General features: G+C 61.3%; 25 protein-coding genes. 12 read left to right on the forward strand and 13 right to left on the reverse strand.

The window, feature by feature from the left end; genetic code table 11:
• The first annotated feature begins 121 nt into the window (after positions 1 to 121).
• From N430_RS09460 to N430_RS09480, 5 genes are all read left to right on the forward strand, one after another.
• Positions 122 to 1939 carry a penicillin-binding protein activator gene (locus tag N430_RS09460; RefSeq protein ID WP_110635779.1) on the forward strand — a complete coding sequence of 606 codons (1818 nt, stop codon included), beginning with the start codon at positions 122 to 124 and terminating at the stop codon, positions 1937 to 1939.
• Positions 1939 to 2310, forward strand: a complete 372-nt coding sequence (locus tag N430_RS09465) for a YraN family protein (protein WP_110635776.1) — start codon at positions 1939 to 1941, stop codon at positions 2308 to 2310. The genes N430_RS09460 and N430_RS09465 overlap by 1 nt, the downstream gene beginning before the upstream one ends.
• Before the next feature lie 86 nt (positions 2311 to 2396).
• Positions 2397 to 2990 (forward strand): phosphoheptose isomerase, encoded by a 594-nt coding sequence (locus N430_RS09470; protein ID WP_008097558.1) that lies wholly within the window; start codon positions 2397 to 2399, stop codon positions 2988 to 2990.
• Complete coding sequence (locus N430_RS09475) at positions 2987 to 3565, forward strand: BON domain-containing protein (protein WP_085675072.1); 579 nt, start codon at positions 2987 to 2989, stop codon at positions 3563 to 3565. The genes N430_RS09470 and N430_RS09475 overlap by 4 nt, the downstream gene beginning before the upstream one ends.
• A 79-nt stretch (positions 3566 to 3644) precedes the next feature.
• A complete protein-coding gene (locus tag N430_RS09480) occupies positions 3645 to 3863 on the forward strand; it encodes a YgdI/YgdR family lipoprotein (RefSeq protein WP_103449214.1) in 219 nt (72 codons plus the stop codon).
• 52 nt (positions 3864 to 3915) lie between these two features.
• Here N430_RS09480 and N430_RS09485 read toward each other — a convergent pair whose 3' ends face one another.
• The 7 genes from N430_RS09485 to rplM form a co-directional block, all read right to left on the reverse strand.
• A complete protein-coding gene (locus N430_RS09485) occupies positions 3916 to 4347 on the reverse strand; it encodes a ClpXP protease specificity-enhancing factor (protein ID WP_110635774.1) in 432 nt (143 codons plus the stop codon).
• A gap of 10 nt (positions 4348 to 4357) precedes the next feature.
• Positions 4358 to 4981: a glutathione S-transferase N-terminal domain-containing protein gene (locus N430_RS09490; protein WP_110635771.1), complete on the reverse strand. Its 624-nt coding sequence runs from the start codon at positions 4979 to 4981 to the stop codon at positions 4358 to 4360.
• A gap of 117 nt (positions 4982 to 5098) precedes the next feature.
• The gene (locus tag N430_RS09495; RefSeq protein WP_027918011.1) at positions 5099 to 5878 is read right to left on the reverse strand and encodes a cytochrome c1; all 780 of its coding nucleotides are present in this window, start codon (positions 5876 to 5878) and stop codon (positions 5099 to 5101) included.
• The gene (locus N430_RS09500; protein ID WP_016395499.1) at positions 5878 to 7089 is read right to left on the reverse strand and encodes a cytochrome bc complex cytochrome b subunit; all 1212 of its coding nucleotides are present in this window, start codon (positions 7087 to 7089) and stop codon (positions 5878 to 5880) included. The genes N430_RS09495 and N430_RS09500 overlap by 1 nt, the downstream gene beginning before the upstream one ends.
• The gene (gene petA, locus N430_RS09505) at positions 7089 to 7682 is read right to left on the reverse strand and encodes a ubiquinol-cytochrome c reductase iron-sulfur subunit (protein ID WP_016395498.1); all 594 of its coding nucleotides are present in this window, start codon (positions 7680 to 7682) and stop codon (positions 7089 to 7091) included. Before petA ends, N430_RS09500 begins: the two co-directional genes overlap by 1 nt.
• A gap of 264 nt (positions 7683 to 7946) precedes the next feature.
• On the reverse strand, positions 7947 to 8339 hold the full coding sequence (rpsI, locus tag N430_RS09510) for a 30S ribosomal protein S9 (protein ID WP_003260797.1): 393 nt from the start codon (positions 8337 to 8339) through the stop codon (positions 7947 to 7949).
• 14 nt (positions 8340 to 8353) lie between these two features.
• Positions 8354 to 8782, reverse strand: a complete 429-nt coding sequence (gene rplM, locus N430_RS09515) for a 50S ribosomal protein L13 (RefSeq protein ID WP_003260798.1) — start codon at positions 8780 to 8782, stop codon at positions 8354 to 8356.
• 258 nt (positions 8783 to 9040) lie between these two features.
• Between rplM and N430_RS09520 the strand changes: the two genes are divergently transcribed.
• Both N430_RS09520 and N430_RS09525 read left to right on the forward strand, forming a co-directional pair.
• The gene (locus N430_RS09520; protein WP_110635767.1) at positions 9041 to 10081 is read left to right on the forward strand and encodes an NADP(H)-dependent aldo-keto reductase; all 1041 of its coding nucleotides are present in this window, start codon (positions 9041 to 9043) and stop codon (positions 10079 to 10081) included.
• Positions 10082 to 10269: 188 nt separating this feature from the next.
• On the forward strand, positions 10270 to 11190 hold the full coding sequence (locus tag N430_RS09525; RefSeq protein WP_178083381.1) for a GlxA family transcriptional regulator: 921 nt from the start codon (positions 10270 to 10272) through the stop codon (positions 11188 to 11190).
• A 126-nt stretch (positions 11191 to 11316) separates the two neighbouring features.
• On the opposite strand, the gene zapE is transcribed toward N430_RS09525, so the two are convergent.
• The 3 genes from zapE to N430_RS09545 all read right to left on the reverse strand — a co-directional run bounded on the left by zapE (position 11317) and on the right by N430_RS09545 (position 14622).
• Positions 11317 to 12411 (reverse strand): cell division protein ZapE, encoded by a 1095-nt coding sequence (gene zapE, locus N430_RS09530; RefSeq protein ID WP_110635764.1) that lies wholly within the window; start codon positions 12409 to 12411, stop codon positions 11317 to 11319.
• Between the two features lie 200 nt (positions 12412 to 12611).
• A complete protein-coding gene (locus N430_RS09540) occupies positions 12612 to 13961 on the reverse strand; it encodes a tryptophan--tRNA ligase (protein ID WP_110635758.1) in 1350 nt (449 codons plus the stop codon).
• A gap of 25 nt (positions 13962 to 13986) precedes the next feature.
• Positions 13987 to 14622: an alpha/beta hydrolase gene (locus N430_RS09545; RefSeq protein WP_110635755.1), complete on the reverse strand. Its 636-nt coding sequence runs from the start codon at positions 14620 to 14622 to the stop codon at positions 13987 to 13989.
• Between the two features lie 135 nt (positions 14623 to 14757).
• Between N430_RS09545 and N430_RS09550 the strand changes: the two genes are divergently transcribed.
• Entirely contained in the window at positions 14758 to 15195 is a 438-nt protein-coding gene (locus N430_RS09550) for a YhcB family protein (protein WP_110635752.1), read from the forward strand.
• A 150-nt stretch (positions 15196 to 15345) separates the two neighbouring features.
• Here N430_RS09550 and N430_RS09555 read toward each other — a convergent pair whose 3' ends face one another.
• Positions 15346 to 16542, reverse strand: a complete 1197-nt coding sequence (locus N430_RS09555; RefSeq protein ID WP_110635749.1) for a methionine gamma-lyase — start codon at positions 16540 to 16542, stop codon at positions 15346 to 15348.
• Positions 16543 to 16669: 127 nt separating this feature from the next.
• Here N430_RS09555 and N430_RS09560 point away from each other — a divergent pair, with 127 nt between their 5' ends.
• The 4 genes from N430_RS09560 to N430_RS09575 all read left to right on the forward strand — a co-directional run bounded on the left by N430_RS09560 (position 16670) and on the right by N430_RS09575 (position 18045).
• The gene (locus N430_RS09560) at positions 16670 to 17149 is read left to right on the forward strand and encodes an Lrp/AsnC family transcriptional regulator (RefSeq protein ID WP_110635746.1); all 480 of its coding nucleotides are present in this window, start codon (positions 16670 to 16672) and stop codon (positions 17147 to 17149) included.
• A gap of 136 nt (positions 17150 to 17285) precedes the next feature.
• Entirely contained in the window at positions 17286 to 17606 is a 321-nt protein-coding gene (locus N430_RS09565) for an S-type pyocin (RefSeq protein WP_110635741.1), read from the forward strand.
• Complete coding sequence (locus N430_RS09570; RefSeq protein ID WP_110636254.1) at positions 17603 to 17866, forward strand: bacteriocin immunity protein; 264 nt, start codon at positions 17603 to 17605, stop codon at positions 17864 to 17866. Before N430_RS09565 ends, N430_RS09570 begins: the two co-directional genes overlap by 4 nt.
• Complete coding sequence (locus N430_RS09575) at positions 17863 to 18045, forward strand: hypothetical protein (RefSeq protein WP_110635739.1); 183 nt, start codon at positions 17863 to 17865, stop codon at positions 18043 to 18045. Before N430_RS09570 ends, N430_RS09575 begins: the two co-directional genes overlap by 4 nt.
• Positions 18046 to 18267: 222 nt before the next feature.
• On the opposite strand, the gene N430_RS09580 is transcribed toward N430_RS09575, so the two are convergent.
• Both N430_RS09580 and cysN read right to left on the reverse strand, forming a co-directional pair.
• On the reverse strand, positions 18268 to 18900 hold the full coding sequence (locus tag N430_RS09580; protein ID WP_178083376.1) for a hypothetical protein: 633 nt from the start codon (positions 18898 to 18900) through the stop codon (positions 18268 to 18270).
• Positions 18901 to 19056: 156 nt separating this feature from the next.
• The gene (cysN, locus tag N430_RS09585) at positions 19057 to 20958 is read right to left on the reverse strand and encodes a sulfate adenylyltransferase subunit CysN (protein WP_110635736.1); all 1902 of its coding nucleotides are present in this window, start codon (positions 20956 to 20958) and stop codon (positions 19057 to 19059) included.
• Between the last annotated feature and the right edge of the window lie 14 nt (positions 20959 to 20972).

The raw sequence follows: 20972 nt of genomic DNA on the forward strand, positions 1-20972 counted from the left end.
AACTTCATCGGCGGCCCCGCGCAAGCCACCTATAGTGAAGGTTCTGCTAACGGCAGATCGCGCCCCGGCCGCCGCTTGGGTACAATTGCCGGCCAACTTGATCGAGTAACAGGACCTTTACATGATCGCTTGCCTGCGGCTGCTCACAGCCCTCTGCCTCGCTGCCCTGCTGGCAGCCTGCGCCAGCTCGCCCTCATCCAGCCTGGGCGAACTGCCACGCACCCCGGATGCCACCATCGAGCAACTGCTCGAGAAGGCCGCCACCAGCAAGTCCGCCGAAGACGCCGCCCTGCTGCGCCTGAGCGCAGCCGACCTGGCTTACAAGCAGAAGGACTTCCCACGCGCCGCACGCATCCTCGAGCAGGTGCCGATGGACACGCTCAAGCCGGCCCAGCAGATCTTCGCCGCCACCCTCGGCGCCGAACTGGCCATGAGCCGCAACCAGCCCAAGGCCGCGCTGACCGCGCTGTCCCACCCAAGCCTGCAACACATCGCGGAGCTGCCCGAGCAACAGCAGGTGCGCACCTACAGCGTCCACGCCGCCGCCCTCGAGGCCGACGGCCAGGCCATGGCCGCCGCCCAGCAACGCGTACTGCTGAGCCCGCTGCTCAGCGGTCAGGCTGCCAGCGCCAACAACGACGCGATCTGGGCCCTGGTCGCTTCGCTGCCAGCCGAGCAGTTGCAACAGCCTGCCAACAACGAAATCCTCGCCGGCTGGACCAGCCTGGCGCTGGCAGTGAAAAGCGCCGGCACCCTGGAGCAGCAGCAGGCTGCCATCGAAGCCTGGCGCAAACAGCACCCAGATCACCCAGCCGCCAAGCAGCTGCCAACGGCCCTGACCAAGCTCAAGGAACTGGCCAGCCAGCCGCTGACCAAGATCGCCCTTCTGCTGCCTCAGGAAGGCCCGCTGGCCGGCGTTGCCCGTGCCCTGCGTGACGGCTTCATGGCTGCCCACTTCCAGGCCCAGCAGGCAGGCGGGCAAGCGCCTGCCGTGCAGGTCTACGACAGTTCGCGCATAGGCTCGCTCGACGCCTTCTATCGCCAGGCCCAGGCCGATGGCGTGCAACTGGTGGTCGGCCCGCTTGAAAAGCCGCTGGTCAAGCAGCTTGCTGGCAACACCCAGCTGCCCATCACCACCCTCGCCCTGAACTACGCCGACGCCGGCCAGAAAGCACCACCTCAGCTGTTCCAGTTCGGCCTCGCTGCCGAGGACGAAGCCCGCGAAGTGGCACGTCGCGCCCGCGCTGACGGCATGGTCCGCGCCGTGGCCCTGGTACCGAGCGGTGAGTGGGGCGACCGCGTACTGGCCGCCTTCCGTCAGGACTGGGAAGGCAATGGCGGCACCATCATCGCCGCCGAGCGCATCGCCCAGCCGGTTGCACTGGCCCAGCAGATCGCCAGCCTGTTCCAGCTGCGCCAGAGCGAAGGTCGCGCCCAGAGCCTGCAGAGCACCGTAGGTGGCAACATCGCGGCCCAACCGTCGCGCCGCCAGGACATCGATTTCATCTTCCTCGCCTCGACCCCACAACAGGCGCAGCAGATCAAGCCGACCCTGAACTTCCAGTACGCCGGTGACGTACCGGTCTACGCCACCTCGAACCTGTACAGCGCCAGCGGTGACGTCAACCAGTACAACGACATGAACGGCATTCGCTTCTGCGAAACCCCGTGGCTGCTCGACACCAGCAACAGCCTGCGCCAGCAGGTGGTGCAGCAGTGGCCGCAGGCCGCAGGCAGCATCGGCCGCCTGTACGCCATGGGCGTCGACGCCTACAGCCTGGCGCCACGCCTGGGCCAGCTGAAGGCCCTGCCAGATAACCGCGTGCAAGGCCTGTCCGGCAGCCTGAGCATCAACGCCAGCCAGCGTGTCGAACGCCAGCTGCCATGGGCCGAGTTCTCCGGTGGCCAGGTCAAGCGCCTGCCAGACACCTCGCACTGATGCCCGAAGCATCGCCGAGCAGCGCCGGCCAGGCGGCAGAAACCCAAGCCCTTGAGTACCTTCAAGGGCAAGGCCTGCAACTGCTGACACGCAATTGGCGATGCAAAGGCGGCGAGCTTGATCTGGTCATGCTCGACGCCGATACAGTAGTATTCGTCGAAGTCCGCTACCGGTTGCACGCGGACTTCGGCGGCGCCCTCGGCAGCATTGACGGGCGCAAGCAGAAACGGCTGGTGCTTGCCGCCACCCTGTTCCTGCAGAAGGAGTCCCGCTGGGCCAATTACCCCTGCCGCTTCGACGTTGTCGCATTGCAGGGCAGCCACCATGCAGGCCGGCCACTTCAATGGCTGAAAAACGCCTTCGAATGCTGAACCCACTCCGATTTTTTTGCTCTATGTTTCGCGGGCTGGTCCTTGTTGCGCGTAGCAAAGGCCACCGCCCCACTTAAGGTCACCAGATGGACATGCAATCCCGAATTCGCCGGCTGTTCCAGGCCAGCATCGACACCAAGCAACAGGCAATGGACATCCTGGCACCGCACATCGAGCAGGCTAGCCTGGTCATGGTCAATGCGCTGCTCAACGAGGGCAAGATGCTCGCCTGCGGCAATGGCGGCTCGGCCGGCGATGCCCAGCACTTCTCTTCGGAGTTGCTCAACCGCTTCGAGCGTGAGCGCCCGAGCCTGCCGGCCATCGCCCTGACCACCGACAGCTCGACGCTGACCTCGATCGCCAACGACTACAGCTACAACGAAATCTTCTCCAAGCAGATCCGCGCCCTGGGCCAGCCCGGCGACGTGCTGCTGGCGATTTCGACCAGCGGCAACTCTGCCAACGTGATTCAAGCGATCCAGGCCGCACATGATCGCGAAATGATTGTCGTAGCATTGACCGGACGTGACGGCGGCGGCATGGCCTCTCTGCTGCTGCCCGAAGACGTGGAAATCCGCGTACCGTCGACGGTCACCGCACGTATCCAGGAAGTCCACCTGCTGGCGATCCACTGCTTGTGCGATCTGATCGACAGCCAACTGTTCGGGAGTGAAGAATGACCCCCATACGCCTCGGCCTGATGGCCCTGACCCTGTGCCTGAGCGTTACCGGCTGCAGCTCGGTACTGACCTCGACCCGCAACTCGCCGATCGAGGATGATCGTGGCACCCGCACCATCGGCAGCAAGATCGACGACTCACTGATCGAAACCAAGGCTTCGGTCAACATCGCCAAGGCCAGCCCTGACCTGGACAAGAGCTCGCACATCGTCGTCAGCAGCTACAACGGCATCGTCCTGCTCGCCGGGCAAACCCCGCGCGCCGACCTCAAGAGCCTGGCCGAACAGACTGCCAGCCAGGTCCAGCGGGTGAAGAAAGTGCACAACGAGCTGCAGGTGATGCAGCCCTCCTCCATCCTGGCGCGCAACAACGATGCCTGGCTGACCACCAAGATCAAGACCCAGATGCTCACTGACAATGCCGTGCCCAGCTCGCGCATCAAGGTGATCACCGAGAACGGCATCGTCTATCTGCTGGGCCTGGTGACTCAGCAAGAGGCCAACTCTGCCACCGCCGTGGTTCAGGGGGTGTCTGGCGTGCAGAAGATCGTCAAGCTGTTCGAGTACATCGACTGATTCAGTTGCCGCCGTTACCGGCCACTGTCCGGCATCGGCGGCAGCTTGCCCCACCTGTTCAATTTCCAGGAAATACCGCATGAAAAAGCTTCTGCTGCCCGCCCTGCTATTTGGCACCTTCGCCACCCTGGCCGGCTGCTCCACCCCAAGCCTGATCACCCTCAACGACGGCCGCGAAATCCAGGCCGTCGACGCTCCGCACTTCGACAAGGACTCGGGCTTCTACGAGTTCCAGCAGCTCGACGGCAAGCGCACCCGCATCAACCGGGACCAGGTCCGTACCATCAGCGACCTGTAAGCACCGGACAGCGGCAAAGAAAAAGGCGATCCACAAGGATCGCCTTTTTTTGTTACTTGACCACCTTCAGGCTGGGACGCCCGCTTGGGCGTGGCGGCTGGCCACCCCCTTCCGGCGGGCCATCGTCATCCGGCTCGACACATTCGTCCTCCAACTCATCATCCTCCATCAACGGAGGCTCGAGCTCAAAGACCATGCCCTGGCCGTTCTCCCGGGCATAGATACCCAGGATGGCACCCGCTGGCACGAACAACGAATGGGCAACGCCACTGAAGCGCCCCTCGAAACTGACTGCGTCGTTGTCCATGTGCAGGTTGCGCACGGCACTCGGCGAAATGTTCAGGACGATCTGGCCATCACTGGCAAAACCTTGTGGCACCTGGACCGCCGGGAATTCGGCATTGACCAGCATATGGGGGGTGCAATCGTTGTCGACGATCCACTCGTACAGTGCTCGAACCAGGTAGGGGCGACTGGAGTTCATCAACGGCTCCTTAAAGCTTGCGCATTTCACGTTCAACAGAGGACAGGCTCACCTGGAAGGGCTCGCGGGCGAACTGTCGCTCCATGTATTCCAGCAGCGGCTTGGCCTGCCGCGGCAATTCGATACCCATTACCGGCAAACGCCATAGTATGGGCAATAGACAACAGTCGACCAGACTTTGCTCCTCACTCATGAAGCAAGCAAACTCGCCGAACAGCGGCGAAACACCGGTCAGGCTTTCGCGCAGCGCCTTGCGCGCCTCGGTACGGGCGGCCTCAGCGCTGCGCGGGTCGAGAATGGTATCCGCCAGGGCGCACCAGTCACGCTGAATGCGGTGCATCAGCAAACGACTGTTGCCTCGCGCCACCGGGTACACCGGCATCAGCGGCGGATGCGGATAACGCTCCTCGAGGTATTCCATCACCACGGTCGACTCATACAACGCCAGGTCACGATCGACCAGGGTCGGCACGCTGCCGTAAGGGTTCACCTCGGCCAGCCTGGCTGGCAGCCGCGCAGGGTCGACGTCGATGACCTGCACGCTGACGCCCTTCTCGGCGAGCACGAGGCGTACCCGATGAGAATAATGGTCAGCAGGGTCGGAATAACAGGCTAACCGGTTGGTTGCGCCCATGTAGCGCCTCCTCGCAGGGGATGCTTGTAAAACTCTAAATGAAAACGCGCCCGCGGGCCCCTGGCATATTTGCCAAGGGCCCGCGGGCGCGTTCAACTACCAGAAATTACTGCGTGATCAGTGCACGTCCTTCCAGTATTCGCGCTTGAGCAAGTAGGCAAATACGAAGAAGAAAGCCAGGTACAGCAACACGTAGGTACCGATGCGCTGGCTTTCCAGTTTGACCGGGTTGGCCGAATAGGCCAGGAAGGTCACCAGGTTCTTGACCTTCTCGTCGAACTGCTCGGTGTTCAGGGTACCGGAATTCGGCGTAATGGTCAGCTGGTCGCAGGCTTCATGGGTCAGCGGGCTACCCGTCAATGGGTCGAATTGCTTCTTGCCATCCACCACCATCTGCACCTGCTTGCAGCCAACTACCTGGTTACCCTGCAGACCGACCAGCACGTTAGGCATGCCGACATTCGGGAACACCTTGTTGTTGACCCCGTACGGGCGCGACTTGTCTTCATAGAAGCTGCGCAGGTAGGTATACAGCCAGTCGGTGCCCCGCACCCGGGCGACCAGGGTCAGGTCGGGTGGCGCGGCGCCGAACCAGGTCTTGGCGTCGCTGGGCTGCATGCCGATCTGCATGTGGTCGCCGATCTTGGCACCGGTGAACACCAGCTTCTCGAGCATCAACTCGTGGGGGATGCCAAGGTCATCGGCAACCCGCTCGTAACGCTGGAACTTGGCACTGTGGCAACCCATGCAATAGTTGGCGAAGGTGCGCGCACCGTCCTGCATGGCCGCTTTGTCGGTCAGGTCGATGTCGACCTTGTCCAGCTCCAGGCCGTGTTCGGCAGCGAAGGAAAAGGCAGGCATCACTGCCAGCAAAAATACTGCAATCAACTTTTTCATCAGCCAGTCACCCTTTCCGGAACCGGTTTGGTCTTCTCGAGCCTTGTGTAGAACGGCATCAGCAGGAAGTAGGCGAAGTACAGCACCGTGCACACCTGCGACAGCAAGGTACGCCCAGGCGTAGGCGCCAGTACGCCGAGGATGCCGAGGATGACGAAGGCAATGCAGAACACCAGCAGGAAGACCTTGCTGATCCAGCCCTTGTAGCGCATGGAACGCACCGGGCTGCGGTCGAGCCACGGCAGCACGAACAGCACGGCGATCGCGGCACCCATGGCGATTACGCCCATGAGCTTGTCAGGCACCGCTCGCAGGATCGCGTAGAACGGCGTGAAGTACCATACAGGGGCGATATGCTCGGGCGTCTTGAACGCGTTCGCCTGCTCGAAGTTGGGTTTTTCCAGGAAGTAACCGCCCATTTCCGGGAAGAAGAACACCACTGCGCAGAACACGAAGAGGAACACCACCACGCCGACGATGTCCTTGACGGTGTAGTACGGGTGGAACGGAATGCCGTCCAGCGGAATGCCGTTTTCGTCCTTTTTCTTCTTGATGTCCACACCATCGGGGTTGTTCGAGCCCACTTCGTGCAGGGCCAGGATGTGCAGCACGACCAGGCCAAGAATCACGATCGGCAGTGCCACTACGTGCAAGGCGAAGAAGCGGTTGAGGGTGATGCCCGAGATCAGGTAGTCACCACGAATCCACTGGGTCAGGTCGCCACCGATCACCGGAATGGCGCCGAACAGCGAGATGATCACCTGGGCACCCCAGTACGACATCTGCCCCCACGGCAGCAGATAGCCCATGAAGGCTTCAGCCATCAGCGCCAGGTAGATCAGCATGCCGAACAGCCACACCAGCTCACGGGGCTTCTGGTAGGAGCCGTAGAGCAGGCCGCGGAACATGTGCAGGTAGACCACGATGAAGAACGCCGAAGCGCCGGTGGAGTGCAGGTAACGCAGGATCCAGCCGTACTCGACGTCACGCATGATGTACTCGACCGAGGCGAAGGCCTCTTCCGCCGAGGGCGTGAAACTCATGGTCAACCACACGCCAGTGACGATCTGGTTGACCAGCACCAGCAGCGCCAGCGAGCCGAAGAAATACAGGAAGTTGAAGTTCTTGGGCGCGTAATACTTGCTCAGGTGGTCTTCCCACATCTTGGTGGCGGGGAAGCGAGCGTCAATCCAGTCCATGAACTTGCTCATCATGCTTTCTCCTGGTCGACGCCGATGACGACGATGTCGTCCGACTCATAAGAATGCGGCGGCACTGGCAGGTTGAGAGGCGCCGGCTGCGACTTGTAGACACGACCGGCCAGGTCGTAGTGGGAGCCGTGGCAAGGGCAGAAATAACCACCGACCCACTTCGGCCCGAGGTCTGCGGGCGCGACTTCCGGGCGGAAGGTCGGCGAGCAGCCCAGGTGCGTGCAGAGGCCGACGAGAATGAGGATTTCCGGCTTGATCGAACGAACCTCGGGGTCGACATAGGTCGGCTGCACCGAGCTCTTCGATTGAGGGTCGGAGAGGTCACCCTCGATCTTCTTCAGGTTGCCCAGGATCTCCTGCGTTCGCCGGACGATGAACACCGGCTGGCCACGCCACTCGGCAACCATCTGCTGCCCTGGCTCCACCTTGGCAATATTGACCTTCACCGGTGCGCCGGCCGCCTTCGCCTTGGCACTGGGAAACCATGACCCCACGAACGGTACCGCAGCCCCCACTGCCCCCGCTGCCCCGACCACGGATGTCGCGGCTACGAGGAAGCGGCGCCGGCCTGCGTTGACGCCGTCATTGCTCATTCAGTCCTCTCCCATCAGCTTTGCTTGGCCAGTTGGACCTGGCCTGTACTTAGGTTGTGTCTGTGGCACTAAAATTTGGCCGCCATGGTAAGAAACAAATCCACACAGTGACAAGGTGATTACCCCCACAAGGAGCTATAACCCGCGCTTTGCTTGATCTGCGTCTATGCGACAAGTGGTCACCGACATGCTGACAGGTTAGTTCAAGCACAAAAAAAAGCCCGGTTCCAAGGAACCGGGCTTTTTTCGACTGCCGAAGCGGTATTAACGCTTGGAGTACTGAGGACGCTTACGCGCTTTACGCAGACCCACTTTCTTACGCTCGACTTCACGAGCGTCGCGGGTGACGTAGCCAGCACGACGCAGAGCGCCACGCAGGGTTTCGTCGTATTCCATCAGAGCGCGGGTGATACCGTGACGGATCGCACCGGCCTGACCGCTGACACCACCACCGGAAACGGTGACGTAGATGTCGAACTTCTCAACGGTTTCGGTCAGCTCGAGCGGCTGGCGAACAACCATGCGAGCGGTTTCGCGACCGAAGAACACGTCCAGAGAACGGTTGTTGATGGAAATGTTACCAGTACCCGGACGCAGGAAAACGCGAGCGGTTGCGGTCTTGCGACGGCCAGTGCCGTAATTTTGAGTCGCCGACATAATGAACTTTCCCGTTAGATCTTCAGTTCTTGAGGCTGCTGAGCAGTGTGTGGGTGAGCAGCACCCGCGTACACTTTCAGCTTACGGTACATGTCGCGACCCAGCGGGTTCTTAGGCAGCATGCCCTTGACCGCGGTTTCGATAACACGCTCAGGGGCCTTGGCGATCAACTTCTCGAAGTTGATTTCCTTGATGCCGCCTGGGAAACCGGAGTGGGAGTAGTACATTTTGTCGGAAGACTTGGCACCAGTCACACGAACCTGTTCAGCGTTGATGACGACGATGTAGTCGCCGGTGTCAACGTGAGGGGTGTATTCTGGTTTGTGTTTGCCACGCAGACGGCTAGCGATTTCGGTAGCCAGACGACCCAGGGTCTGGCCAGCGGCGTCGACTACGAACCACTCGCGCTTTACTGTTTCCGGTTTAGCAGTAAAAGTTTTCATTCTCTAAAGCCTCAGAGGCCGCCCAGCGAAAAATAGACGGCGAATCTTACTGGATAGTGCACAACTTGCCAAGGGCAAGCGCGCAGCCGAACGCTGACGCTTTTGGGGGCTCGGGTCGGGCACGCCAATGTTCGACGGGGTTCTTCCTGCGTGGTGGTGCATCACTTCCGCCACACGGAGAGGGGCAGAATTATCCAGATTGCGCGAAAAATTTCAACCTGCTTTGATGGGCTTCTTTTGCCAAGGAGTGTTTTCCCGATGGAATACCGCAAGCTCGGCCGTACCGACCTCGACGTCAGCGCCCTGTGCCTCGGCACCATGACCTGGGGCGAGCAGAACACCCAGGACGAGGCCTTCGAGCAGATCAAGCTGGCCAAGGCCAGCGGCATCAACTTCATCGACACCGCCGAGATGTACCCGGTGCCGCCACGCCCGGAAACCTATGCCGCCACCGAGCGCATCATCGGTAACTGGTTCCGCGCCAACGGCGACCGCGACGACTGGGTCCTGGCCAGCAAGGTCGCCGGCCCCGGCAATGGCATCAGCCACATCCGCGACGGCCAGCTCAAGCACAACCGCCAGCACATCGTCGCCGCGCTGGACGAGAGCCTCAAGCGCCTGCAGACCGACCGCATCGACCTCTACCAGCTGCACTGGCCGGAACGCAGCACCAACTTCTTCGGCAAGCTCGGTTACCAGCACCTGGCCAACGACCTGTTCACCCCACTGGAAGAAACCCTCGAAGTGCTCGACGAGCAGGTGCGTGCCGGCAAGATCCGCCACATCGGCCTGTCGAACGAAACCCCATGGGGCACCATGAAGTTCCTGCAACTGGCCGACAGCCGTGGCTGGCCGCGGGCGGTGTCGATCCAGAACCCCTACAACCTGCTCAATCGCAGCTTCGAAGTGGGCCTGGCGGAAGTGGCGATCCGTGAGCAATGCGGCCTGCTGGCCTATTCGCCCCTGGCGTTCGGCATGCTCTCGGGCAAGTACGAGAATGGTGCCAGACCAGAAAAAGGCCGCCTGACCCTGTTCAGCCGCTTCGCCCGCTACTCCAACTCGCAGACCGTGGCGGCCTGCAGCCGTTATGTGCAACTGGCCAAGGCCCATGGCCTGGCCCCGTCCCAGATGGCCCTGGCGTTCGTGACTCGGCAGCCGTTCGTGACCAGCAACATCATCGGCGCGACCGACCTGGTACAGCTGCAGAGCAACCTCGACAGCCTGCAGCTGGAGCTCAGTGACGAACTGCTCGCGGCAATCGAGGCAATCCATCAGGAGCAGCCGAACCCGGCGCCTTGAACAGCATGGGCCGCTTTGCGGCCCCTCTGCGACACGGGGTAGACACAATCGCCAAAAAATAAGACGATCCAGCCGGTGATTGACCACTCTACCCTATAAGAACAATGACAATGATGTTTACCCAACCCTCCGCGTCGTTGCGGCGCGTCAGCATCCTGGCCATTGACAAGGTGTTCGCTTCGACCCTGATGCAGGCCAAGGATTTCTTCCACCTCGCCAGCTTGCGCTACAGCAAGCAGCTGGGCCTCGGCTTGCAGCCCATGTTCGAGATTCGCCTGGTGAGCCCCGACGGCCAGCCGGTGGACAGCTTCAGCAATGTGCAGTTGCCGGTCGATGGCGGCCTTGACGATGCCGACGTGATCATCCTCCCGGCCTTCTGGGAAGATTTCGACAACCTCCAGCAACGTTATCCACAGGTGCTGCCATGGCTGCGCGAACAGCACGCCCGTGGCGCCGTGTTGTGTGCCGAAGCCAGCGGGGTGTTCTGGCTGGCCGAGTCCGGCCTGCTCGACGGCAAGGAGGCGACCACCTACTGGCGCTTCTTCAACAGCTTTGCCGAGCGCTACCCGAAGATCCGCCTGAATCAGGACAAGCACCTGACCGACGCCGACAACCTGTACTGCGCCGGTGGCACCACTTCAGCCTGTGACCTGTACATCTACCTGATCGAGCGCTTCTGTGGCGCCAATGTTGCGCGTGCCGTGGCCCGCGACATCCTCTACGAGGTGCAGCGCAACTACACCCCAGGGCGCATGGGCTTTGGCGGGCAGAAGCTGCACCAGGACCTGATCATCCTGCAAATCCAGCACTGGCTGGAGGAACACTTCGCCGACAAGTTCCGCTTCGAGGACGTGGCCCGCAACCATGGCATGAGCATTCGCAACTTCATGCGCCGTTTCCAGGGGGCGACAGGGGATAAGCCGCTGCACTACCTGCAACGGCTGCGCATCGAGACGGCCAAGGGGCTGCTGTCGAGCACACGCAAGAGCATCAAGACCATCAGTTATGAAGTCGGGTATGACGATGCGAGCTTCTTTGCGAGGTTGTTCCGCCAGCACACGGAGTTGTCGCCGAATCAGTATCGGCAGCAGTTCATGCAGGAAGCCTGAGGAATTTTGGGGCCGCTGCGCGGCCCTTTCGCGACACAAGGCCGCTCCCACATTGAGCCGCGTATGCAGGACCTTTGTGGGAGCGGCCTTGTGTCGCGAAAGGGCTGCGCAGCAGCCCCAACTGCCTTAAGGCTTGTGCGCCCGCGACAGGAATTCGTGCGACTGCATTTCCAGCAACCGACTCAGGGTCCGCTGGAATTCGAAGCTCAGGCGCCCGCCGGTGTACAGGTCCTTCAGCTCCACCTCGGCCGAGATGATCAGCTTGACGTTGCGGTCGTAGAACTCGTCCACCATGTTGATGAAGCGGCGGGCGATGTCGTCGGTGGTGACACCCATCTGCTCGACGTTGCTCAGCAACACGGCGTGGAAGATCTTGCCCAGCTCGATGTAGTCGTTCTGGCTGCGCGGCCCGTCGCACAGGGCGCGGAAGTCGAACCAGGCGACGTCGTCGCAGGTGCGCAGGGCATTGATCGGGCGGTTTTCGATCATCAGCACGTCGTTCTCGACGGCCTGGGTGCACTCGGGCGTCAGCGCCTTGAAGCTGGCGCGCATGCTCTGGTGCGCCGCATCATTGAGCGGGAAGTGGAACAGTTCGGCCTGTTCCAGGTGGCGCAGACGGTAGTCGACGCCACTGTCGACGTTCACCACGTCGGTGTACTGCTTGATCATGGCGATGGCCGGCAGGAAGCGCGCACGCTGCAGACCGTCCTTGTACAGGCCGTCAGGGACGATGTTGGAGGTCGCCACCAGCGAGACACCGTTCTTGAACAGCTCTTCCATCAAGGTACCGAGGATCATGGCATCGGTAATGTCGGAAACGAAGAATTCGTCGAAGCAGATTACCTTGGCTTCTTCGCTGAAGCGCTTGGCGATGAGGGTCAGCGGGTTCTTCTCGCCCTTGAGGGTTTTCATTTCCTCGTGGACGCGCTTCATGAAGCGGTGGAAGTGCGTGCGCATCTTCTGCTTGAACGGCAGCGCTTCGTAGAAGGTGTCGACCAGGTAGGTCTTGCCACGCCCTACCCCACCCCAGAAGTACAGGCCTTTGACTGGCGTCTGCTCCTTCTTGCCGAACAGCTTGCCGAACATGCCCGGCTTGTTGTTCTGCGCGTGCACCAGGTCGTCGTACAGACGCTGCAGGTGACGTACCGCAGTTTCCTGCGCCGCATCATGGAAGAAGTCGGGACGTTTCAGATCTGCTTGATATCGTTCTAGGGGCGTCATGATTTCGTTAGCGAGGCAACAAAAAACGGGCCGTCACTGTAGCGACAGGCCCGCTTAATGGCAATCAGACTTGCGGCGAAATGCCTCAGGCGGTATGCATTCCCTGTGGGAGCGGGCATGCCCGCGAACACCGGCAAAGCCGGTGCCAAGCACCGCAGCGCCTGCTTCGCGGGCTTGCCCGCTCCCACAGTTCAACACCCTCAGTCCTGCTGTGGTGCCAGGGCCTCATGCAGACTTTGAATGGCTGCATCACGGGCTTCGGCGCTGTCGAACTGCGGCCCGTCGGCAACCTGTTCGTCGTTCAGCCACAGGCTGAAGCCCAGGCCGTCAACGCGCACATCGGCCTCGCCACCCTGTTGCAGCTGCTTGCTCACGGCACCGGCGCTCTTGCCGTCGGCGAAGCTGCGCGACAGCAGCAGTTGCTCGCCATCGGCGGCCAGCAGGCGGAAGCGGAAGCTGCCGTCTTCGTCACGGAAGCTGACGAAACGCGCGCTCTTGGCGGCTTTCTTCTTCACTTCGGTGCTGGCCTGCACGCTGCTGCGGAACGAGCGCAGGCCAACGGCCTCACGCAGCTGCTCGAGGAACGGCGTGGCGATCTTGCGGGCCTTGGCGGCGCCGGCGAGGAGGATGTCCTCCAGGTCTGCCGGGCGCGAGATCAGCTGGTGGTAGTGCTCGCGCTTCTCGGCCAGCTGGCCGTCGAGCAGCTGGAACAGGCGTTGCTTCGCTTCGCCCCAGCCCAGGCCCTGCAGCAGTTCTTCGCGGAACTCGGCGCACTGCGATGGCGTCGAGAAGGCCTGGAACAGGGTGAACAGGTGCGAATTGTCCGGATCCTTGGCTTCGCCAGGCGCACGCGAGTCGGTGACGATGCGCGAGATGGCGTCTTTCATGTCCTTGGCGCTGGTGAACAGCGGGATGGTGTTGTCGTAGCTCTTGGACATCTTGCGACCGTCCAGGCCCGGCAGGGTCGCCACGCTCTCTTCGATCACCGCTTCCGGCAGGGCGAAGAAGTCATTGCCCTGGCCGAACAGGTGGTTGAAACGCTGACCGATGTCGCGGGCCATTTCCACGTGCTGGATCTGGTCACGGCCGACCGGCACCTTGTTGGCGTTGAACATCAGGATGTCCGCGGCCATCAGTACCGGGTAGCTGTACAGGCCCATGGTCACGCCGGCATCCGGGTCTTCGCCGGTTTCCAGGTTCTTGTCCACCGAGGCCTTGTAGGCGTGGGCGCGGTTGAGCAGGCCCTTGGCGGCGACGCAGGTCAGCAGCCAGGTCAGTTCGGGGATCTCAGGGATGTCGGACTGACGGTAGAAGGTCACCTTCGCCGGGTCCAGGCCACCGGCCAGCCAGGTGGCGGCGATTTCCAGGCGCGAGCGCTGGATGCGCAGCGGGTCGTCGCACTTGATCAGGGCGTGGTAGTCGGCCAGGAAGTAGAACGAGTCGACACCCGGCTGCTGGCTGGCGACGATCGCCGGGCGAATGGCGCCGGCGTAGTTGCCCAGGTGCGGGGTGCCGGTGGTGGTGATACCGGTGAGGATGCGCGTGGTCATGGGTGTTCGCTTATTCAGGCTTGGCTCAGTTCGAAAGGCGCGGCAGCAGCAGATCCTTCAGATCGGTCAGCTTGCCATGGAAGAAGTGTCCGCATTCTGCCACTTTCAGCAGCTCATGGGGGCGCCCCAGTGCGTCGGACCATTCGTAAACCAGTTGCGGATCGACGACTTCGTCGGCGTCAGGCTGCACCACGGCGATCGGGCAGCGTTGCGGCAGCGGGAAGTCGGCGGTCAGGCGCATCACCGCCGGGGCGATCATGAACAGCTGTTGTAACTCCACACCGTGCGCTTCCAGGCGCCCGGCCAGGCTGGTGGCGACGAAGCCGCCGAACGAGAAGCCCATCAGCACCAGCGGCAGTTCAGGGTGCTTCGCACGCAGCCACGCGGCGGCGGCCTCGGCATCGGCCACTTCGCCAGCGCCCATGTCATGGCTGCCGGCGCTCTGGCCAACACCGCGGTAGTTGAAGCGCAAGGTCACGTAGCCGGCGTCGCGGGCGGTGCGCTGCAGGGTAGAGACCACCTTGTTGAGCATGGTGCCGCCCTGGACCGGGTTGGGGTGGCAGATCAGCACCGCACCGCGGGCATCGGCCACATCCAGGTACAAGGCTTCCAGCTGGCCGATCGGGCCGTCGATGAACAAGGGGGTTTCGCGGACAAGCAAGGCACTACTCCGTGACCTCGAAGGGGGTCGTTTCGTCTAGGTGAGGAATTCTGTTCTGATTTGCGATCGCTCGCGGTATACAGCGCAGGTCTGAGCCGTTAACGTAAAGCAAAGCCGTTTATAGAGGAAGGACTCGTGGAACTCTCGCTCCTTGTTTGGTTGTTGCCAACCCTGGCCCTGGTCATCGGTGTGGCGGTCGGTTTCATCGTGGCCCGCCTGCTGCCCAACGCGGCGCCCAGCAATACCCAGCGCCAACTGGATGACATCCAGAAGCGTTTCGACAGCTATCAGAACGAAGTGGTCACCCACTTCAACAGCACCGCCATGCTGGTCAAGAAACTGACCCAGAGCTACCAGGACGTGCAAGATCATCTGGCCGAAGGCGCCAACAGCCTGGCGCTTGACGATGTCACCCGCCAGCGTCTGCTTGCCGCACTGCACTCCGAGAGCACCCAGGGTCCGCGTGACCGCCTGACCCCGCCGAAAGACACCGCTGAAGTGCCACGTGACTATGCACCGAAGTCGCCGAACTCGCCGGGCATGCTCGACGAGAGCTACGGGCTCAAGCGCTGAAATGAACAAGGCCTCGCAAGAGGCCTTTTTCTTGGGTTGGACTCACTGGCCTCTTCGCGGGCACGCCCGCTCCCACAGGGACGGCGCAGGTTTGAGGCTGCGCGATCTCTGTGGGAGCGGGCGTGCCCGCGAAGAGGCCTGAGAGGCAACCTAGCTGCAAGCCATCAATGCCTGCCCCACATCCGCCAGCAGATCCTCCACATCCTCCAGCCCCACCGACAACCGCACCAGGCCCTCCGAAATACCATGATGCGCCCGCTCGTCGGGGGTATAGCTGGAATGGGTCATGCTCGCCGGATGCTGCGCCAGCGATTCGGCATCACCCAGGCTCACCGCCCGGACAAACAGTTGCAGCGCATTCATGAAGCGCCGACCGGCCTCGATCCCGCCCTTGAGCTCGAAAGCAATCATCCCACCCGGCAAGCGCATCTGCCGCTGCGCCAGTTCGTATTGGCCAAACGATGGCAGCCCAGGATATTGAATCAGCTCCACCTGCGGCTGACGCGCGAGGAACTCGGCGACCCGCTGGGCATTCGCACAGTGACGGTCCATGCGCAACGCGAGCGTCTTGATGCCACGCATCAACAGCGAGGCATCGTGCGGCGACAGCACCGCGCCAGTCATGTCCTTGAGGCCTTCCAGACGAATCCGGTCCACCAGCGCCTTGCGCCCGATCACCAACCCTGCCGTGATATCGCCGTGGCCACTGAGGTACTTGGTCGCCGAATGCACGACCAGGTCAGCCCCCAGCTCCAATGGCCGTTGCAGGTAAGGCGTGCAATAGGTGTTGTCGACCACGATATGCAGGTCATGCCCCCGCGCCGCTTCGGCCACTGCCGCGATATCGACCAGTTGCATGTTCGGGTTGGCCGGGGTTTCGAAGTAGATCATCCGGGTCTTGTGGGTGATCGCCGCCTTCAGCGCCTTGGTGTCATTGAGGTCGACATGGCGCACCTTCACCCCGAACTCACCGATGCCATGGTGCATGTAGGCGAAGGTGCAGCCATACACCGTGCGCCCGACAATCAGCTCGTCGCCGGAGCGCAGCAGGGTCCATAGCGTCGAGGTGATGGCCCCCATGCCCGACGCCAGCGCCAGGCCTGCCTCGCCCCCTTCCAGTGACGCCATGCGCTGCTCCAGCAACGCCAAAGTCGGGTTTGAAATACGGCTGTAGAAGTGCCCGCCCTCCTCCCCGGCAAAGCACGCGGCGCCGTATTCAACGCTGGGGAAGGCATAGGTTGCGGTCTGGTAAACCGGTGGCACCAGGGCGCCGCCGTGGGAAAGCGGGTCGTAGCCATGATGGATGGCGCGGGTGGAAAAACCGGTGTTGTTATGGGAGTCGCGCATGGCAACAGCCTCTGGTGGTTTGTTATAAGCTTATGCCACCGAGCTGCCTGAATTTTTCCAAAATTGCCCACGCATTCGCGCCTGTTTTGGAATGAAAACAACAAATACAACACCAGGAGGGCAAATCATGCCTTCAAGCCTCGACCGTACCGACCGCGCCCTGCTCGCGGCCCTGCAGGACAATGCCCGCCTGACCATCTCCGAACTCGCCGACCAGGTTGCGCTGACTACCTCGCCTTGCTGGCGACGGGTCAAACTGCTGGAGGACAACGGCTACATCACCGGTTACCAGGCCATCTTGTCGCCCAAGTCGCTGGGGTTTGGGGTGACGGCGTTTGTCAGCATCATGATGGACTCGCATACCAAGGACATGGCTTTGGCGTTCGAGCAAAGGCTGATGGAGATTCCCGAGATCGTGTCTTGCCACAACATATCCGGACGGTATGACTTTCTGTTGGAAATCCTGGCGAGGGATCTGGAGTCGTTTGGGGAATTTACCCGGGAAGTGCTGCAGCGATTGCCGGGGGTGAAGGAGATTTATTCGAGTTTTTCCTATAAGGCGGTCAAGGAAAAACGAGTGATTCCGGTATCAGAAACCCATATTTGAGCATGCGATTACGCCGCTGGGGACTGGTCCTACAAACAAATAAAAAAAGCCTTACGCCGTACATAGCACCCTGAATATTTCCCTACTGGACAACCGAGGCGATGATCTCAGCATCCATCAAGAGAGATGCGCTGACATGGCACTTCAGCTACCCAGTCACATCGCAGAAAAACTGGCAAAACATACCTTCCACAGCTTCGACGATTTCTCCCAAGCCTTCTGGCTGGCAATCGCCGAAGACCCCGTCTTTTCCCAACAATTCATTCCCTCGCAACTGAACCGTATCAAGCAAGGCTGGCCGCCCCGCGCGCCCTTTGGCGAAACCGTAAACGGCCTCCGTTCTTACCAACTCTGCCACCTCAACCCACCCGAGTTCGGCGGTGGGATCTATGATGCAGAAAACCTGCGGATCATGAGCGCCCTGCAGTACGCGCTGTCTTCGGAGGTGGAGTGGTGATCAGTCGAAAACACTCCCTTGCCGACTACACCTGTGCCGAATTCAGGGCAGTAGTTGACGAACTGCTACAGGCCTCTGGCACCTCTTCCTGGCAAGATCGATTACTCGAACACTTTATCGAGATGGCCGAACACCCGGATGGTTCCGACCTCCTCTACTACCCGGCAAACGAACTGGAGGGCTGCGCCGTGGGCGTGATCGCACGCATCATCGCCTGGCGAAAATCTAAGGGACTTCCCCTGTTCAAGGACGTGCAATGAACAAGTCTGTATGGATATTGATGCTGCTTCTATCCGGTTGTGCCGACGGCAGGATCCTCATTCTGCCTAATCTGCAGGAGCAGAAGTTCGCCTGCGACATGGATCCTTACAAGCAAGGTTGCGAACGCCATAGTGACTATGACCGGCACTACAAGTCGCTCGAGGGCAAAAAGGGCTAGTTAACATATGCCATTCATTCAGCGCTACCAGCGCATACCACCGCGATTGCTCGGAGGAAACCTTGTCTTGTTCGAAGGCCGTGAGTGCCAAGTCGATGCGGTAAGCCACCAGCTTGTAATGGAAGCCCTGCTATCGAATGGCGAGACAGCAGTAGAGTTCCTGGAGAGCTTGGGTGTAGTCCTGGAGTAAGGAACAATGCGGGCCTCTCATGAGGCCCGTTCTCACTGCCCTGTCATCAGCGCATTCCGGTAATCACGCTTGATGATGTCCAGAGCTGCAGGATCATCCAGCACTTCGAATCGGGGCAACACGTTGCCAGGTTCGCCTGGGTCGGAATAATCCATTCTGCCGACCAGATGCTGAACAAGCGTGTTCATGGCTTCGGTATCGGCGGGGTCGACATCAAGCGACCTGATCAATGCTTCAATAATCAACCTTGGCTTGTTTTCGACAAACTGAAACGCAGGGTAGAACTTTCTGCGGTTGCCCGTGTTGGTATACGCCAAGAGTTTACCCGCCTTGGTCTTCTGACTCAGCGCTTGCTTGGTAATGCCCAGGATTTCGCAGGCTGCTTTGGCATCGAGCAGTTCACAGCGGCTGTCTACCCGTTCAAAGGCACGTGCCTTCATCCTGGCCACAGCTTCCTGATTGCGCGTTGCAATACTGCGCTTGGCTTCAACTTCGACCTTGGCGAGCGCAGCAAAAGCCTTCTCGTCCGCAAGCGCCACGGCTTTTAGCACTACCGCCGCCGACGCTCGCGCAAGATGCTCCTCGAAGCGCTCCCGCAATGCCGCCTTGGCGGCCTCGATATGAGCGAGCGCAGGATGAATGGCATCGTGGGTGACCACACTCATGGTTCCTCCTCAGGGCCTGAATAGCCCCTGTGCCCATAGGCTAAAGGCGCCGCACCACTCATGTCAACTTGTCAATTAGTCCATATGTAAAGCTTGTGCTGACTTCACAGATACAAAAAACCCCGCCGAAGCGGGGTTTTTCACAAGCAGCAATACTTAGATCGCGCCACGCTGACGCAGCACATCCAGCACCTGCTTCACGCCTTCTTCAACACTGGTGTTCTGGGTATCGATCACCAGGTCAGCATCCAGCGGCACATCGAACGGGAAGCTTTCGCCCGGGATGTTGTCGCCACCGGCCGCATACAGGCCCTGTGGGTCACGCTCGCGGCACGCCAGCGGCGAGGCCTGAACGTAAACGGTCACCAGGCGCTCCTTGCCGATCAGCGCCTTGGCCTGCTCGCGGCCTTCGGCATCTGGGGCGACGAACGCAGCCAGGGTCAGCAGGCCGGCTTCGTTGAACTGGCGCGCCACATGGGCGGCACGGCGCCAGTTCTCGGTGCGGCCGGCGCGGTCCTGTGGCAGGCCCTTGTTAAGGTCGTGGCGCAGGTTCTGGCCATCGAGCACGTACACTGCACGGCCCATGTCGAACAGCTTGCGCTCGACGGCGTAGGCCAGGGTGCTCTTGCCAGCGCCGGACAGGCCGCTGAACAGCACGGTGGCCGGTTGCTGGCCGAAGCGCAGGGCGCGCTCTTCGGTGGCCACGTGTGCGAGCTTGCCATGCTGGCCAGTGCCGCCGTGCGGCAGGACTGGCGGCGCGATGATCATGCCGGCGCCGACGGTGCCGTTGGTCAGGCGGTCGATGACGATGAACGCACCGGTGGTGCGGTTGCTGTCGTAACCGTCCAGGGCGATCGAGGTGTCCAGAGCCACCTTGACGCGGCCGATCTCGTTCAGTTGCAGCGCGCTGGCAGCGCCCTGCTCCAGGGTGTTCACATCGACCTTGTGGGTGATGCTGGCAATCGAGCCCGGCACATAGCTGGTGGCCCGCTTGATGTCGTACTTCTTGCCTGGGAGCATCGGCTCCTCGGCCATCCACACCAGCATGGCGTCGAACTGGTCGGTGACTGGCGGCACGTTATCGGCGTGCACCAGCAGGTCGCCGCGGGAGATGTCGATCTCGTCTTCCATGGTCAGGGTCACGGCCTGGCCTGGGCCGGCGTTTTCCAGTTCACCTTCGTAGGTGACGATGGACTTGACCCGGCTGCTCTTGCCCGACGGCAGCACCACCACTTCGTCACCCTTGTGCACCACGCCGCTGGCGATAGTGCCGGCGAAGCCGCGGAAGTTCAGGTTCGGGCGGTTGACGTACTGCACCGGGAAGCGCAGATCGGTGAAGTTGCGGTCGGCCGAAACTTCGACGGTTTCAAGGATTTCCATCAGCGTCGGGCCGGCGTACCACGGCGACTGCTCGCTGTGGTTGACCACGTTGTCACCCTTGAGCGCCGACATCGGTACGAAGTGCAGGCTGCTCGGCTTCAGGTTGATGGCGTCGGCAAACTTCAGGTAGTCGGCCTTGATCGACTCGAACACGCCTTCATCGAAGCCTTTGAGGTCCATCTTGTTGACCGCGACCACGATGTGCTTGATGCCCAGCAAGGATGCGATGTAGCTGTGGCGACGGGTCTGGGTCTGCACACCGTAGCGGGCATCGACCAGGATGATCGCCAGGTCGCAGGTGGACGCGCCAGTGGCCATGTTGCGGGTGTACTGCTCGTGGCCCGGGGTGTCGGCGATGATGAACTTGCGCTTGGCGGTGGAGAAGTAGCGGTAGGCGACATCGATGGTGATGCCCTGCTCGCGCTCGGCCTGCAGGCCATCGACCAGCAGCGCCAGGTCGACTTCTTCGCCGGTGGTGCCGACTTTCTTCGAATCACGGGTGATGGCCTCGAGGTGGTCCTCGTAGATCATCTTCGAGTCGTGCAGCAGGCGCCCGATCAGGGTGCTCTTGCCATCGTCGACGTTGCCGCAGGTCAGGAAGCGCAGCAGTTCCTTGCGCTCGTGCTGGGCCAGGTAGGCGAGGATGTCCTCGCTGATCAGATCAGATTGGTGCGACATGGAGTAACCCTGAA

This window comes from Pseudomonas sp. CC120222-01a, from assembly GCF_003097235.1.
In the GTDB taxonomy this organism is placed as follows: domain Bacteria; phylum Pseudomonadota; class Gammaproteobacteria; order Pseudomonadales; family Pseudomonadaceae; genus Aquipseudomonas.

Excerpts from the sequence above, each read along its gene's own strand:
- N430_RS09460 (WP_110635779.1), top strand. The coding sequence starts at position 122 with ATGATCGCTTGCCTGCGGCTGCTCACAGCCCTCTGCCTCGCTGCCCTG.
- N430_RS09465 (WP_110635776.1), top strand. The coding sequence starts at position 1,939 with ATGCCCGAAGCATCGCCGAGCAGCGCCGGCCAGGCGGCAGAAACCCAA.
- N430_RS09470 (WP_008097558.1), top strand. The coding sequence starts at position 2,397 with ATGGACATGCAATCCCGAATTCGCCGGCTGTTCCAGGCCAGCATCGAC.
- N430_RS09475 (WP_085675072.1), top strand. The coding sequence starts at position 2,987 with ATGACCCCCATACGCCTCGGCCTGATGGCCCTGACCCTGTGCCTGAGC.
- N430_RS09480 (WP_103449214.1), top strand. The coding sequence starts at position 3,645 with ATGAAAAAGCTTCTGCTGCCCGCCCTGCTATTTGGCACCTTCGCCACC.
- N430_RS09485 (WP_110635774.1), bottom strand. The coding sequence starts at position 4,347 with ATGAACTCCAGTCGCCCCTACCTGGTTCGAGCACTGTACGAGTGGATC.
- N430_RS09490 (WP_110635771.1), bottom strand. The coding sequence starts at position 4,981 with ATGGGCGCAACCAACCGGTTAGCCTGTTATTCCGACCCTGCTGACCAT.
- N430_RS09495 (WP_027918011.1), bottom strand. The coding sequence starts at position 5,878 with ATGAAAAAGTTGATTGCAGTATTTTTGCTGGCAGTGATGCCTGCCTTT.
- N430_RS09500 (WP_016395499.1), bottom strand. The coding sequence starts at position 7,089 with ATGAGCAAGTTCATGGACTGGATTGACGCTCGCTTCCCCGCCACCAAG.
- petA (WP_016395498.1), bottom strand. The coding sequence starts at position 7,682 with ATGAGCAATGACGGCGTCAACGCAGGCCGGCGCCGCTTCCTCGTAGCC.
- rpsI (WP_003260797.1), bottom strand. The coding sequence starts at position 8,339 with ATGTCGGCGACTCAAAATTACGGCACTGGCCGTCGCAAGACCGCAACC.
- rplM (WP_003260798.1), bottom strand. The coding sequence starts at position 8,782 with ATGAAAACTTTTACTGCTAAACCGGAAACAGTAAAGCGCGAGTGGTTC.
- N430_RS09520 (WP_110635767.1), top strand. The coding sequence starts at position 9,041 with ATGGAATACCGCAAGCTCGGCCGTACCGACCTCGACGTCAGCGCCCTG.
- N430_RS09525 (WP_178083381.1), top strand. The coding sequence starts at position 10,270 with ATGCAGGCCAAGGATTTCTTCCACCTCGCCAGCTTGCGCTACAGCAAG.
- zapE (WP_110635764.1), bottom strand. The coding sequence starts at position 12,411 with ATGACGCCCCTAGAACGATATCAAGCAGATCTGAAACGTCCCGACTTC.
- N430_RS09540 (WP_110635758.1), bottom strand. The coding sequence starts at position 13,961 with ATGACCACGCGCATCCTCACCGGTATCACCACCACCGGCACCCCGCAC.
- N430_RS09555 (WP_110635749.1), bottom strand. The coding sequence starts at position 16,542 with ATGCGCGACTCCCATAACAACACCGGTTTTTCCACCCGCGCCATCCAT.
- N430_RS09560 (WP_110635746.1), top strand. The coding sequence starts at position 16,670 with ATGCCTTCAAGCCTCGACCGTACCGACCGCGCCCTGCTCGCGGCCCTG.
- N430_RS09565 (WP_110635741.1), top strand. The coding sequence starts at position 17,286 with ATGGCACTTCAGCTACCCAGTCACATCGCAGAAAAACTGGCAAAACAT.
- N430_RS09575 (WP_110635739.1), top strand. The coding sequence starts at position 17,863 with ATGAACAAGTCTGTATGGATATTGATGCTGCTTCTATCCGGTTGTGCC.
- N430_RS09580 (WP_178083376.1), bottom strand. The coding sequence starts at position 18,900 with ATGAGTGTGGTCACCCACGATGCCATTCATCCTGCGCTCGCTCATATC.
- cysN (WP_110635736.1), bottom strand. The coding sequence starts at position 20,958 with ATGTCGCACCAATCTGATCTGATCAGCGAGGACATCCTCGCCTACCTG.